General features: G+C 59.9%; 10 protein-coding genes, 2 tRNA genes and 1 riboswitch. Of the genes, 7 read left to right on the top strand and 5 right to left on the bottom strand.

All coding sequences use genetic code 11. The annotated features are described in order from the left end of the window. Window positions 1-25 precede the first annotated feature (25 nt). Both ACCD05_RS01830 and ACCD05_RS01825 read right to left on the bottom strand, forming a co-directional pair. Entirely contained in the window at window positions 26-1279 is a 1254-nt protein-coding gene (locus ACCD05_RS01830) for a cytochrome P450 (RefSeq protein ID WP_413390817.1), read from the bottom strand. 52 nt (window positions 1280-1331) lie between these two features. After that, window positions 1332-2540, bottom strand: a complete 1209-nt coding sequence (locus tag ACCD05_RS01825; protein WP_413390815.1) for a GGDEF domain-containing protein — start codon at window positions 2538-2540, stop codon at window positions 1332-1334. Between the two features lie 430 nt (window positions 2541-2970). Here ACCD05_RS01825 and clpP point away from each other — a divergent pair, with 430 nt between their 5' ends. The 6 genes from clpP to ACCD05_RS01795 all read left to right on the top strand — a co-directional run bounded on the left by clpP (window position 2971) and on the right by ACCD05_RS01795 (window position 10478). Continuing rightward, on the top strand, window positions 2971-3609 hold the full coding sequence (gene clpP / locus ACCD05_RS01820) for an ATP-dependent Clp endopeptidase proteolytic subunit ClpP (protein WP_026283311.1): 639 nt from the start codon (window positions 2971-2973) through the stop codon (window positions 3607-3609). Window positions 3610-3891: 282 nt separating this feature from the next. Beyond that, window positions 3892-5169: an ATP-dependent Clp protease ATP-binding subunit ClpX gene (clpX, locus tag ACCD05_RS01815; protein WP_018900222.1), complete on the top strand. Its 1278-nt coding sequence runs from the start codon at window positions 3892-3894 to the stop codon at window positions 5167-5169. A 415-nt stretch (window positions 5170-5584) separates the two neighbouring features. Continuing rightward, entirely contained in the window at window positions 5585-7999 is a 2415-nt protein-coding gene (gene lon / locus ACCD05_RS01810) for an endopeptidase La (protein ID WP_018900221.1), read from the top strand. Between the two features lie 205 nt (window positions 8000-8204). Further along, entirely contained in the window at window positions 8205-8480 is a 276-nt protein-coding gene (gene hupB, locus ACCD05_RS01805) for a DNA-binding protein HupB (RefSeq protein ID WP_018900220.1), read from the top strand. A 122-nt stretch (window positions 8481-8602) separates the two neighbouring features. Continuing rightward, a riboswitch (FMN riboswitch) is annotated at window positions 8603-8752 on the top strand. Between the two features lie 89 nt (window positions 8753-8841). Continuing rightward, complete coding sequence (locus ACCD05_RS01800) at window positions 8842-9744, top strand: DMT family transporter (protein WP_413390812.1); 903 nt, start codon at window positions 8842-8844, stop codon at window positions 9742-9744. Window positions 9745-9875: 131 nt separating this feature from the next. Next, complete coding sequence (locus tag ACCD05_RS01795; protein WP_413390810.1) at window positions 9876-10478, top strand: inorganic diphosphatase; 603 nt, start codon at window positions 9876-9878, stop codon at window positions 10476-10478. 75 nt (window positions 10479-10553) lie between these two features. On the opposite strand, the gene ACCD05_RS01790 is transcribed toward ACCD05_RS01795, so the two are convergent. The 3 genes from ACCD05_RS01790 to ACCD05_RS01780 form a co-directional block, all read right to left on the bottom strand. Continuing rightward, window positions 10554-11540: an aldo/keto reductase gene (locus ACCD05_RS01790; RefSeq protein WP_413390808.1), complete on the bottom strand. Its 987-nt coding sequence runs from the start codon at window positions 11538-11540 to the stop codon at window positions 10554-10556. Window positions 11541-11668: 128 nt separating this feature from the next. Next, window positions 11669-12274: a class I SAM-dependent methyltransferase gene (locus tag ACCD05_RS01785; protein WP_018900215.1), complete on the bottom strand. Its 606-nt coding sequence runs from the start codon at window positions 12272-12274 to the stop codon at window positions 11669-11671. Window positions 12275-12404: 130 nt separating this feature from the next. Continuing rightward, window positions 12405-12480, bottom strand: a tRNA-Val gene (locus tag ACCD05_RS01780). 412 nt (window positions 12481-12892) lie between these two features. Here ACCD05_RS01780 and ACCD05_RS01775 point away from each other — a divergent pair. Further along, window positions 12893-12969 (top strand) — tRNA-Asp (locus tag ACCD05_RS01775). Window positions 12970-13816: the final 847 nt, after the last annotated feature.

The following is a 13816-nucleotide window of genomic DNA, read 5'->3' as shown; positions in this document are numbered from 1 at the left end:
CGCGGTCGTTTTATTTGGTCGTTTCTCAGCGAGAGGGCCAGCTGAGGTCGAGCCGGTCGAGCCCGTGGAAATGGTAGACGTCCTTGACCTCGGGCGTCTTGGCGAGCTTCAGGCCGGGCAGGCGCTCGAACAGGATCGGCAGGACCACGTTGAGCTCCAGCCGCGCCAGCGGCGCGCCGATGCAGAAGTGAATGCCGGCGCCGAAGGAGAGGTTGGCCGCCTCGCGGCGATCTGGCTTGAAGGTCAGCGGATCGGTGAACTTCAGCGGATCGAGATTGGCCGCGGCCAGGATCAGGCTCACCTTGTCGCCGCGTTTGAACGATATGCCGTCGATTTCGGCCGGCTCCAGCGCCCAGCGCTGGAAGATGTGAACCGGCGCGCAGATGCGCAGCGATTCCTCGACGGTCCGCTCCGTTGTTTCCTCGTCCTTGAACAGTTCTGAAGGCGCAAAGCCGCTGTCGAGGATCATCCGCACTGAGTTGCCGATCTGATGCACGGTCGCCTCATGCCCGGCATTGAGAAGCACGATCGTCGTCGAGACGAGTTCGTCCTCGGTCAGATACTGGCCCTTGTGTTCCGTGTGGATCATGTGCGTCAGAAGATCGTCGCGCGGATTGGCACGGCGCTCGGCGATCACGGTCTTCACGTAGTCGGCGAATTCCTTCGCGGCCTTTTCGGCACCGTCCTCGTCGGCGCGGGTGCGGCCGAAGAGATACATGCGGATATAGGCGTGCGACCATTTCAGGAGCTGCGGCCCCATCTCCTCGGGGATGCCGATCATCCGCGCGATCATCGTCACCGGGATGATGTCGGCGAAGGCCGAGAGCAGCTCGACCTCGCCCTTGTGCTCGAACTGGTCGATCAGCCGGTTGGCGAGCTCTTCGAGCTCCGGCTTCATCTTCTCGACATGGCGTGAAACGAAGGCGCGGTTGACGAGCGTGCGCAGGCGCGTGTGTTCCGGCGGCTCGAGCTCTAGCAGGGAATAGCGTTCGGCGAGGTCGAAATTGACGACGTGCTGGTCGGGCTCGGGAAGCCCCAGCTCCTCGCGGCTGGCGATATGCAGGATCTGCCGGCCGAAGCGGCGGTCGCGCAAAAGCGCGTTCACATGGTCATATGAGGTGAAGAACCACTGCTTCTGCTCTTCCCAGTAAAATGTGGGACAGTGGGTATGCAATGCCGCGTATGCGGCATTGGGATTGCTGTAGAACAGGGGGCTGCGCGCATCGATGGAGACGCGGCGCGTAGCTGGGTCAATGGACATGTAAGGCAATGTGATCATGTCCGAGGCTTAGCGGATTTGCCCAACCTCGGGAAGAGAGCACAACCTATTGTCAGCGTCCGAGTGAACCTACGCGACGCAGCGCATGGATCTGGTCGTCCAGCGTCGGCACGAGCTCGCCCGTCGTGTGATCCGGCTTGTCTTCCGGCGGTGGCGGCGCTGCCGCCTCGGCCTCGCCGAAGGTTACGGTGCAGTTGCGGCCCGCGGCCTTGGCGGAATAGAGCGCGCGGTCGGCTGCCGACACCAGCTTGTCCATATTGGCCTCGATGGGCGAGGCAAGGGCTACGCCGATGCTTACGGTGGCCGGAATGATGGCGTCGCCGGTGCTGACGGGAACGCGGCAGAACTCGGTGCGGATCGTCTCGGCGAGCGCCTCGGCTTCCGTCTGGTCGGTGACGCTTGCGAACGCCCCGAATTCCTCGCCACCCATGCGGCCGAACACGCCTGCAGGCGTAAACTGCTGCGCCATGCGGGCAAAGACCGTCAGTACGGCATCGCCACCCTGATGGCCGAAGCGATCGTTGATGCGCTTGAAGTTGTCGAGATCGAACAGGAGAACGGCGACCTGGCGGTTCTCGTCGAACGCTTTCGTCTGGATGCGCGTGAACTGCGCAAACAGGCCGCGGCGATTGAGGACGCCAGTCAGTGTGTCGGTGAGGCTGAGAATACGCAATTTCTGCTCCGAGCGCTCCATGATGAGACGAACCGTCAGCGCGCAGGCCAGCGTCAGCATCAGCGCCGTACCCATGGCCGCGATGCCGGCGATATTGGCTGCTTCCATATCACTCGGCGACAGTACGGCGATCGCGCCGGCGGCGATAAAACAGACGCAGGCCTGCAGGATGAACATGACCGCGAGCTTGGCGCGCGCCGATTCCCGGTTGAGGCCGGGTGAGCTGACGGCCATGGTCAGCGCCGTCGCGCCCGTTGCCGAGGCGAGGTTGTAGAGGGCGACCCGGTTCGGATAGTCGTCGTGCACCCAGGGCAGGAATACGCCGGCCAGCCAAACGACCGGCGGCAAAAGCACCCACCACTCTATCTTGCGTCGGTCGAGAGCCAGATATCCCGCCACCCAGGCGCTCTGGCCGACAAGCGCGATGGTATTGCCCGCCTCGATCGACAGATAGCTCGGAATGTGGCCGCGCAGCGCGACCAGTGCAAATCCGATGCCGCTGAGCATGAAGCCCCAGCCCCAATAAAAATAAGTCTTGTCTCGGACATTATGGCGCCAGGCAATGAACGCGACCAGCGCGAGCGTCATAGCCTCGGAGCACCAAATGGCCAGTCCTGTCGTAACATTGAACACGGCAATACCCCTTGTATGGCCGCATCCTCGCTAAATAAGCTGGCGACTTTCTTAATCGCGGAGCGGCAGCCCGCAGGCCTCGTCCGTTATCTGGCGATAGGCTTTCCACGAGGTAAATGACCGGCGTCCCATACTGGGCGAATTCAGCATTTCTTCATCTTGCTGAAGAGAAAAGCTGTGAGCCGGGAGTATGGCTCTCCGCCGTTAATGACGGTTTTGAAGAATCTCCCTACAGAGGGCCCATGAAAACAGGCATGGTTTCCCACCGTCTTAACGTTATCCCAAGGCGCGTCTTGAAGAGAAGGGTAGGGAAGTTCTATGTAGGGATAAGGCATTTTCTTTGATTCCCGGCGTCGGGCCGGAAAGACGTTGACAAAGGACGCACATGAGAAACCCAGTCGATACCGCTATGGCCCTCGTGCCGATGGTTGTGGAACAGACCAATCGCGGTGAACGCTCCTACGACATTTATTCGCGCCTGCTCAAGGAACGCATCATTTTCCTGACGGGTCCGGTCGAGGATCACATGGCGACGCTCGTCTGCGCCCAGTTGCTTTTCCTCGAAGCCGAGAACCCCAAGAAGGAAATCGCGCTTTACATCAATTCGCCGGGTGGCGTCGTCACCGCCGGCATGGCGATCTACGACACGATGCAGTTCATCAAGCCTGCTGTGTCGACGCTGTGCATCGGCCAGGCCGCATCCATGGGCTCGCTGCTCCTCGCAGCCGGCGACAAGGACATGCGCTTCGCCACGCCGAACTCGCGCATCATGGTTCACCAGCCGTCGGGCGGCTTCTCGGGCCAGGCTTCGGACATCGAACGTCACGCACGCGACATTCTCAAGATGAAGCGCCGCCTGAACGAAGTGTACGTCAAGCACACGGGCCGGACCTACGAGGAAGTTGAAAAGACGCTCGACCGTGACCATTTCATGGATGCGGCGGAAGCCAAGGACTGGGGCGTGATCGACAAGGTCCTGACGTCTCGTGTCGAGATCGAAGGCGCTGCGCCTAGTCAGAACTAGGGATGGTGTTTTCCCCGCCACAGTTCTATCTCATTTGTGATCGAACTAGGGAATAAACCGAGTGGCGGGTGAACCATTCTCAAGTATTAATGCTATGTTGAATTTTTATGACATAGCATTTGGCTTCGAAGGGGAGTTCGTTGCCGCCGGGGCCAAGACGGCCTAGTCTGGACCCGGTTCGTACCCCTTGACGGCCTTGGCCGGCTGTAGCTCCAAGTGGGGCAGGCCAATGAGTTGACCGCACTTTCACCTTGAAATGCGGCGTGCTGGAAGGAAAGTGATATGAGCAAAGTCAGCGGCAGCAACGGCGGCGACTCTAAAAACACCCTGTACTGCTCCTTCTGCGGAAAGAGCCAGCACGAAGTCCGCAAGTTGATTGCCGGACCGACAGTTTTCATCTGCGATGAATGCGTCGAATTGTGCATGGATATCATCCGCGAGGAAAACAAGTCCTCGATGGTCAAGTCCCGTGATGGCGTTCCCACGCCCCAGGACATCATCAAGGTCCTCGACGAATACGTCATCGGCCAGCGTCAGGCGAAGAAGATCCTGTCCGTTGCCGTTCACAACCATTACAAGCGTCTCGCGCACGCCACCAAGAACGGCGAAATCGAGCTTGCGAAGTCGAACATCATGCTGGTCGGCCCGACCGGTTGCGGCAAGACCTATCTTGCCCAGACGCTCGCCCGCATCATCGACGTTCCCTTCACGATGGCCGATGCCACGACGCTGACCGAAGCCGGCTATGTCGGTGAAGACGTCGAAAACATCATCCTGAAGCTTCTGCAGGCTGCCGACTACAACGTCGAGCGCGCGCAGCGCGGCATCGTCTATATCGACGAAGTCGACAAGATCTCGCGCAAGTCCGACAACCCGTCCATCACCCGCGACGTGTCGGGCGAGGGCGTGCAGCAGGCGCTTCTGAAGATCATGGAAGGCACGGTCGCTTCCGTACCGCCGCAGGGTGGCCGCAAGCATCCGCAGCAGGAATTCCTGCAGGTCGACACCACGAACATCCTGTTCATCTGCGGTGGCGCCTTTGCCGGTCTCGACAAGATCATCTCGGCCCGTGGCGAAAAGACCTCGATCGGCTTCGGCGCAAGCGTTGCCGCTCCGGATGACCGTCGCGTCGGCGAAGTGCTGCGCGAACTGGAGCCGGAAGATCTCGTCAAGTTCGGCCTGATCCCTGAGTTCATCGGTCGTCTGCCGGTTCTGGCGACGCTTGAGGACCTCGATGAGGACGCACTGATCCAGATCCTGTCGGAGCCGAAGAACGCGCTCGTCAAGCAGTACCAGCGCCTGTTCGAGATGGAAGACGTCGAGCTGACCTTCCACGAGGACGCCCTTCGCGAAATCGCCCGCAAGGCGATCACCCGCAAGACCGGTGCCCGCGGCCTTCGTTCGATCATGGAAAAAATCCTGCTCGACACGATGTTCGAACTGCCGACGCTCGAAGGCGTGCGCGAAGTCGTCATTTCCGATGAAGTCGTCCGCGGCTCCTCGCGTCCGCTCTACATCTACGCGGATCGCCAGGAAGAAAAGGCCAACGCCTCGGCCTAAGTATCAGCGCGATACGAACCGTGAATTTAAGGGGCTTGCCGTTGGCAGGCCCCTTTCTATTTGAAAAACCGTTCGCGGCACCTCCAAATGCCGATAAAACTTGCTGATGACGCCTGAAACCACGTTCGTTGCCGTTGCGAATTCATCCGCCCTTGGCAATTATGCAATGATTCCGTTGGTGTGTTTCGGCGTTGTATTTTAGCCGGTTCGGAAATGGTCAGCGCCGGTCCAGCTAGGCGCGACATAGTGAGGTGTTCCGTTGTAGCATAGCTGTCATGTCCAAGCGGACACGGGCCATGTGGCAGCTTGAAAAGCATAGTCAGAACCTCCACTTGTTAATCCAAGTGAGAGTGCGGCCGGTCCCAAACGGTCGCGCCAGAAGAGCCCGGCAACGGGACGATGGAAAGGAAATAAAATGACGAAGAAAACGTCAGTTGCGAGCACCGCTTATCCAGTATTGCCCCTGCGCGACATCGTGGTCTTTCCGCACATGATCGTACCTCTCTTCGTAGGCCGCGAGAAATCGATCCGCGCGCTCGAAGAGGTCATGGGCTCGGACAAGCAGATCATGCTCGTCACGCAGATCAATGCCAGCGACGATGATCCCGAGCCGTCCGCCATCCACAATGTCGGCACCGTCGCCAATGTTCTGCAGCTGCTGAAGCTTCCAGACGGAACCGTCAAGGTTCTCGTCGAAGGCCGCGCGCGCGCCGAGATCGATGCCTACACCGACCGCGAGGATTTCTACGAAGCGCTCGGTCACGTGCTCGAAGAGCCGCACGACGATCCGGTCGAACTGGAAGCGCTGAGCCGCTCGGTCGTGTCGGAATTCGAGAGCTACGTGAAGCTCAATAAGAAGATCTCGCCCGAGGTCGTTGGTGCCGCCAGCCAGATCGACGATTACTCGAAGCTGGCCGATACGGTTGCCTCGCACCTGTCGATCAAGATCACCGAGAAGCAGGAGATGCTGGAAACCACCAGCGTCAAGGCACGCCTCGAAAAGGCACTCGGCTTCATGGAAGGTGAGATCTCGGTCCTTCAGGTCGAGAAGCGCATCCGCTCGCGCGTCAAGCGCCAGATGGAGAAGACCCAGCGCGAATACTACCTGAATGAGCAGATGAAGGCGATCCAGAAGGAGCTCGGCGACGGCGAGGAAGGCCGCGACGAGATGGCCGAACTGGAAGAGCGCATCTCCAAGACCAAGCTCTCCAAGGAAGGTCGCGAGAAGGCCGATGCCGAGCTGAAGAAGCTGCGTCAGATGAGCCCGATGTCGGCGGAAGCCACCGTCGTGCGCAACTATCTCGATTGGCTGCTCGGTATTCCGTGGTCGAAGAAGTCGAAGATCAAGACGGATCTCAACAACGCCGAGAAGATCCTCGAAGCCGATCACTTCGGTCTCGACAAGGTCAAGGAGCGCATCGTCGAGTATCTGGCTGTCCAGGCTCGCGCGACCAAGATCAAGGGTCCGATCCTGTGCCTCGTCGGCCCTCCGGGTGTCGGCAAGACCTCGCTCGCCCAGTCGATCGCCAAGGCGACCGGCCGTGAGTATGTCCGTATGGCGCTCGGTGGCGTTCGTGACGAAGCTGAAATCCGCGGTCACCGCCGCACCTACATCGGTTCGATGCCCGGCAAGGTCATCCAGTCGATGAAGAAGGCGAAGAAGTCCAACCCACTCTTCCTGCTCGATGAAATCGACAAGATGGGCCAGGACTTCCGCGGCGATCCGTCTTCGGCTCTGCTCGAAGTGCTGGATCCGGCGCAGAACTCGACCTTCATGGATCACTATCTTGAGGTCGAATACGATCTGTCGGACGTGATGTTCATCACGACGGCGAACACGCTGAACATTCCTGCGCCTCTGATGGACCGCATGGAAGTCATCCGTATCGCCGGCTACACCGAGGACGAAAAGCGCGAGATCGCCAAGCGGCACCTGCTGCCGAAGGCCATCAAGGAACACGCTCTGCAGCCGAACGAATTCTCGGTTTCGGACGATGCCCTGATGGCGATCAGCCAGCAGTACACACGCGAAGCCGGTGTCCGTTCGTTCGAGCGCGAACTGATGAAGCTTGCCCGCAAGGCGGTCACCGAGATCATCAAGGGTAAGACGAAATCGGTCGCGGTTACCGCCGAGAACATTTCGGACTATCTGGGCGTTCCGCGCTTCCGTCACGGCGAAGCCGAGGGCGAGGATCAGGTCGGTGTCGTCACCGGTCTGGCCTGGACCGAGGTTGGTGGTGAACTGCTGACGATCGAAGGCGTCATGATGCCGGGCAAGGGTCGCATGACCGTCACCGGCAACCTGAAGGATGTCATGAAGGAATCGATTTCTGCGGCGGCGTCCTACGTCCGCTCGCGTGCTGTCGATTTCGGCATCGAGCCGCCGCGCTTCGACAAGTCGGACATTCACGTCCACGTGCCTGAAGGCGCAACGCCGAAGGACGGCCCATCGGCCGGCGTCGGCATGGCAACCGCGATCGTCTCGATCATGACCGGCATCCCTGTTCGCAAGGACGTGGCGATGACGGGCGAGATCACGCTTCGTGGTCGCGTCCTGCCGATCGGCGGATTGAAGGAAAAGCTGCTCGCCGCACTGCGCGGCGGCATCAAGACTGTTCTGATCCCGGAAGAGAACGCCAAGGATTTGGCGGAGATCCCTGATAACGTGAAGAACAATATGGAGATCATCCCTGTGTCCCGTATGGGCGAGGTGATCAAGCATGCTCTGGTCCGCAGACCGGAGGCGATCGAGTGGGATGGGACGGTGGAAACGCCTGTTATCGCAACGGTCGAAGGGCACGACGAAAGCGGCACTTCCATCGCTCATTGAGCCTTGTTTGCCACATTCGTGCCCTATTGCTTAAAAACCCTGAAAAGGCTGGCATTTTTGCCAGCCTTTTTTTGTGAAAACCGTACGGAGACGCTTGCTTTTCCTTTATTTGCAGGCTCTTTGGGGTGCGGCGGGCCTGATGCACCAACTTCCGTGCCCGGCTATAGATTTGAGTCGTTTCGAACCATTTGAAAGGGGTGGAAACATGAACAAGAATGAACTCGTGTCCGCAGTTGCCGAAAAGGCAGGACTCTCGAAGACCGATGCCGCTTCGGCCGTCGACGCTGTTTTCGAAGTTGTCCAGGCTGAGCTCAAGGGCAAGGGCGACGTTCGCCTCGCTGGTTTCGGTAGCTTCACCGTTTCCCATCGCGCTGCCACCAAGGGCCGCAATCCGTCGACCGGCGCTGAAGTCGACATTCCGGCTCGTAACGTGCCGAAGTTCACGCCCGGCAAGGGCCTGAAGGAAGCCGTCAACGGCTGATTGGATTTGCTTGGCAGTCGGACAACGAGACCGGCAGCACAAGTATTCGAAGGGTTCGGCGAAAGCCGGACCCTTTTCGCATTTGCGAGACTTGCCGCGATCGCGGCTTTCAACTACGCATGGATCATTCTCAGGGCGGGGCGCAATTCCCCACCGGCGGTAAGAGCGCAAGCTTGAGCCCGCGAGCGCCTTTTCACCTGAGGTGGGAAGGGTCAGCAGATCCGGTTGAATTCCGGAGCCGACGGTCATAGTCCGGATGAAAGAGAATGAGCAGGGTATCGCGGGGCGGCATCGTCCGCCGCGTTGTCACCCGCGTTCATGCGTCCTGATTTATGTTGGTCCTTTTGTTCGGATGAATGACATGAATCAGACTACCCCGATTTCCATATCCGCATCGCGTGCACTCGCGGGCGCAAGCTGGATGGTGCTTGCCGGCATCGCCTTTGCGGTTCTCAACGTCGTCACCCAGTGGCTGACGATGACCCTTGCCTTTCCGTCCGCTTCGGTCGCCTTCTGGCAATACGCCTTCGCGCTCGTCTTCTCGCTGCCCTTCCTGTGGAAGACCGGCTTGGCTGCGATGCGCACCCAATATCCCTGGCGCCACATTGTTCGTGTCGTGCTGGCAGCCCTTGGCGTCCAGACCTGGGTCGCCGGTCTTGCAAGCGTGCCGATCTGGCAGGCGATCGCGCTGGTCATGACCTCGCCCTTCTTCATCATTCTCGGCGCCCGCCTGTTCCTCGGTGAACGGGTAGGGGCAGTGCGCTGGGGCGCCACCGCCTGCGGCTTCGCCGGCGCGATGATCATCCTGCAGCCCTGGTCGGACAGTTTCAGCTGGGCGGCGCTTTTGCCGATCCTCTCGGCACTGCTTTGGGGCGCCTCGTCGCTGATCACAAAGAGCCTGACGGGAATCGAGAAGCCCGAGACGATCACCGTGTGGCTGCTCGTGCTCCTCACGCCCGTCAACGGCGGTCTCGCCTTTGCGGCCGGCTTTGCTATGCCGACAGGCACAGTGCTGATGCTGCTCGTCGCCGCCGGCCTGCTGACGGCGATCGCCCAGTACCTCCTGACGCTCGCCTACAGCGCCGCCGATGCCGCCTATGTCCAGCCCTTCGACGATCTGAAGCTGCCGCTCAACGTTCTCGCGGGCTGGCTGGTCTTCGGTTACGCGCCGGCGGGCTATTTGTGGCTCGGCGCCGCCCTGATTCTCTGCGCCTCGCTGTTCCTCATGCGCCACGAGATGAAGCGCGAGCGCGGAGCCGCATAACAGCGCTGCTCTGGGCGCTCACGCGATTGTCATGTGGATGATCCCGAGCGCCCGGCATATGTCACATCGCTGTAATGCAAACCCCATAGGCGGAGGGCGTTTCTTCGCAATGCCAATTGGGGGTATCTCTTATGAAGACCATTATTTCCGCGGCCGCTGCCGTTCTTCTCACGGCCGGCGTTGCCGCCGCTTCCGACTATGTTTCCTATCTCGACTATCCGCAGCCGAAGGATGACAGCAAGGAGTTCTTCACGGCGATCGAAATTCCGCAGGGAAGCTTCACCAAGTACGAAATCGACGCCAAGACCGGCCACATTGTCGTGGATCGCTTCCAGTCGATGCCGGTGATCTATCCTGCCAACTACGGTTCCATCACCAGCTCGCTCGGCGGTGACGGCGATCCGCTCGACGCGCTCGTCTACACCCGTGAGCCGATCGTTCCGGGCGCCATCATCAAGGTTCGCGCCATCGGCGTTCTGAACATGATCGACGGCGGCGAAAAGGACGACAAGATCGTTGCCGTTCCGGCCAGCGATATCGATCCGAGCTACGACAAGATCAAGGAAATCTCTGATCTTCCCGAGATCGAGCAGCAGCGCCTGCAGGCTTTCTTCCGCGTCTACAAGCAGATTCCGGAAAAGCGCAAGGTTGTCGAGCTGAACGGCTTCGAAAACGCCGAGAAGGCGCAGGCTGAAGTCGCCGCCGCCATCAAGGCTTACGCAGACAAGAAGTAATCCGGGCCAAGCCCAGATAAGGAAATGGCCGGGTCGATGCCCGGCCATTTCTGTTTGATGAAATAGTTGCAGCTGTTACCAGCGCTGGTGCACATGCGGCGCGATCAGCCGGTCGTAGATCTCGTGGCTCGCGGCCATCACCTCATGCGTCAGCGGCGCCAGGCTGGCGGCCGCCGCATTGGCTTTCGCCTGCTCGGCGTTGCGGGCGCCAGGAATGACCACCGTGACGGCATCGCTCATCAGGATCCAGCGCAGCGCAAACGCCGCCATCGTCGCGCCCTCGGGAACCAGCTTGCGAACCTCTTCCACCGCCTGCAGGCCGACCTCGAACGGAACGCCCGCGAAGGTCTCGCCGACATCGAACGCTTCGCCATGGCGGTTGAAGTTGCGATGGTCGTCGCTCGCGAACGTCGTCTCGCGGCTGATCTTGCCGGAGAGCAGGCCGCTTGCCAGCGGCACGCGGGCGATGACGGCGATGTTCTTCTGCCGCGCTTCCTGGAAGAACAGGTGGCTGGGGCGCTGGCGGAAGAGATTGTAGATGATCTGGATGCTGACCACGCCGGGAAACTCGACCGCCTTCAGCGCTTCCTCGACCTTTTCGACACTGACGCCATAGCCGCGAATCTTGCCGGCCTTCTGCAGCTCGTTCAGCCCCTCGAACACCTCAGGGCGATAAAGCACCTCCGTCGGCGGGCAGTGCAGCTGCACGAGGTCGAGGCTGTCGACCTTGAGGTTCTTCAGGCTGCGATCGATGAAACTCTCGAGATTGGCCTTGGTGTAACCATCGGCCACATGCGGGTTCAACCGCCGACCTGCCTTGGTGGCTACCATCGGGCGCTCGCCGCCACGGCTCTCGAGCACATCGGCGATGATCTTTTCCGAGCGGCCGTCGCCATAGACGTCGGCAGTGTCGATGAACGTGATCCCGGCATCGAGCGCCGCATTGAGCGCTGCGCGTCCATCAGCTTCGCTGACATCGCCCCAGGCGCCGCCGATCTGCCATGCGCCGAAACCGATATTGCTCACCGTATGGGGCAGGTGGCCGAAAGAATGCTGCTTCATTGGAATTATCCTCCTCGTTTCGCTGATGGCAGTATCAGTCCGCACAAAGGCCGACAAGCGCAGTAGAGGGAGGAGATAGGGCAGGGCGGCGCGTCCGCCCTACCGTTTTCCCTAGGAGCCTGTGCGACTCAGAGCCGCTTCAGGCAGAAGGAGAAATGCGCATGCGATTCGACCGTCAGGAATTCGAACTGCCAGCCATAATCCTTGCAGAACTTGGTGACGGCCTCGACGACGCCATAGACGATCGGCTTCACCGTATTGCCGGTGCAGAAGTCGTGGCCGGCGATGCGGCCGGTCCGCTTGACCTTGCGGTCGCAGAGCAAAAGCTCCTGCCAGGTCAGTTCGAACGAATGATCGGTGTCGATATAGGCCCAATCGAGGAAATCGTCCTCGAATTCGGCGAGTTTCTCCAGCGACGTGCCCTGCATCAGGTGCAGCTGCCCGCTTTCGATTTGCTTGCCGAACTGCGTGTGGATCTGGTCGAGGCCAGAGCTGTAGCGGTCCATGCTCCAGGGATCGATGAGATAAAGCTGAGCCGGGCGATTCTTTTCGAGAATCTCCGCCGTATACTCACCGAATGCCGCGCCAATCTCCACGCCGACGCCGCCATTGGGAATACGATAGAGCAATTCGCCGCGATCGGGCAGCAGGCGCGCGTTTTCCATGTGGTGGGCGCTGAGCTGCGTGCGCGGCATGGCTGCCCGCTGTGCCTGGCGATCTTCGCGTGTTTTCATGATTCTATCTCCGCCTGAAGCACATGAGGTGCCGTTCGATTTGGCCGGAACCTAATCGCCGGAAACGGGATTAGCAACCGCAGCAAAATCAAAGCTGCGGGCCGATCAATCACATAAAGGGGAGAGAAAATGGTGGGCGATGAGAGACTCGAACTCCCGACATCCTCGGTGTAAACGAGGCGCTCTACCAACTGAGCTAATCGCCCTCCGCGGTGCGGATCATGTCCGCCGCGTCGATGGCCGTGATCTATGCGGATCGCGGACAAACCGCAAGAGCGTTTGTGAAGATTTTTTGATTTTTTTCGATCGGCCTCCGCCAATGCCCCGGTTTCCCGGTAATTCCGTCTGTGGAAAAGAAAAATCGACGAGGGGAGGCCAAGGGGAGCGCAGTGTTAGTTCGTTCGCTGGCGGATATCTGGAGCGGCAGCGCCGCAAGGGCCCTTATATGTGGGCGATTTTTGATCTGATTTCATTCACCCACAAACAAATCGCAGGCTGTCATCGTTTTGTCTCCAAACCTGCTTGACACTCAAATGCGAACCCCGTAGTTAGCCGCTCATCGAAGCGGCAAGCTGCTTTGACACGGACGCGAAAGCATCCGGATTGCTTGAAATGAATGCGGGTGTAGCTCAGTCGGTTAGAGTGCCGGCCTGTCACGCCGGAGGTCGCGGGTTCGAGCCCCGTCACTCGCGCCATTCTTTTCCAGAATGTCTCCAGAACATAGATCACCTAGAAGGTGCGCTTGCGCCTTTCTGTCCTCGGGGCGGGTGCCGTGTGCATCGCTTGTGCGGTCCTGCGCGTTTCGCCGTGCCTTCCGTGTGGCGCCATTGCCGCCAAGAGGGCAGGCGCGGCCTTGTATGGTCTGCCAGGAGCCGCGCCATGCGCGCGACAGGCGCCTGTCCTGTGCATCTCAGTGTCCTGCCGACAAGGCGTGTCCCTGGCGCTCGATAATCCCACACGTCGCTGCCATCGCCCGGCTATCGTTGCCAATACAGAAGTGTCGGAATGCGCCTCCTCAGCGAGGCTATTTTACGCAACTTATGGCTTTAAGTAGCGTTCGCGCATGTCAGGAATCGCGGGTCCTGGGAGTGTGTCCGAAGCGCATGCCGCGCACCCGCCCGATCACCCCGCGCGGCCCGTTCCGGCGCCGGCGCGCGCGTGATATCCACTGGCCGAAATGCCCTTTATTTAGCCGTTGGGCCTGCGACATAGCGACCCGATTGGCGCTGGTTTTTGATCGAATCGCAACCGATCCTCCGACTTGTCGACAATTCACCGGCTTTAGATGAGGAAACATGCATTTAGTCGTCGCAAAGTCACCGATTTTGCCCCGCTGTCGGGTGGCTGGGCGAGGCGCGTCGCACTTGTGGCGCCGCGCTTGCGCGAAAATGATCATTGCATATCAAATACATAGACATGCAGCGGTTCGCAGTTTTTCGCGCGGGTCTGCGCGACGCTCGCAGCGGATATGCCTTAGTTCTCAAGCGCTTCGGTAGCCTGAGTTCGCCACTTGGCTTGTTCAAAACCTGCGTTTTCTACTCA

The organism is Rhizobium sp. Rhizsp42, from assembly GCF_047304155.1.
Classification (GTDB): domain Bacteria; phylum Pseudomonadota; class Alphaproteobacteria; order Rhizobiales; family Rhizobiaceae; genus Rhizobium.
The sequence above is the reverse complement of the archived record's forward strand: the minus strand, read 5'-3'. Positions and strand labels throughout refer to the sequence as shown.

Bases quoted from the DNA above. Each gene is read 5' to 3' on its own strand.
- ACCD05_RS01830 (WP_413390817.1), bottom strand. From the start codon at position 1,279: ATGATCACATTGCCTTACATGTCCATTGACCCAGCTACGCGCCGCGTC.
- ACCD05_RS01825 (WP_413390815.1), bottom strand. From the start codon at position 2,540: ATGACGCTCGCGCTGGTCGCGTTCATTGCCTGGCGCCATAATGTCCGA.
- clpP (WP_026283311.1), top strand. From the start codon at position 2,971: ATGAGAAACCCAGTCGATACCGCTATGGCCCTCGTGCCGATGGTTGTG.
- clpX (WP_018900222.1), top strand. From the start codon at position 3,892: ATGAGCAAAGTCAGCGGCAGCAACGGCGGCGACTCTAAAAACACCCTG.
- lon (WP_018900221.1), top strand. From the start codon at position 5,585: ATGACGAAGAAAACGTCAGTTGCGAGCACCGCTTATCCAGTATTGCCC.
- hupB (WP_018900220.1), top strand. From the start codon at position 8,205: ATGAACAAGAATGAACTCGTGTCCGCAGTTGCCGAAAAGGCAGGACTC.
- ACCD05_RS01800 (WP_413390812.1), top strand. From the start codon at position 8,842: ATGAATCAGACTACCCCGATTTCCATATCCGCATCGCGTGCACTCGCG.
- ACCD05_RS01795 (WP_413390810.1), top strand. From the start codon at position 9,876: ATGAAGACCATTATTTCCGCGGCCGCTGCCGTTCTTCTCACGGCCGGC.
- ACCD05_RS01790 (WP_413390808.1), bottom strand. From the start codon at position 11,540: ATGAAGCAGCATTCTTTCGGCCACCTGCCCCATACGGTGAGCAATATC.
- ACCD05_RS01785 (WP_018900215.1), bottom strand. From the start codon at position 12,274: ATGAAAACACGCGAAGATCGCCAGGCACAGCGGGCAGCCATGCCGCGC.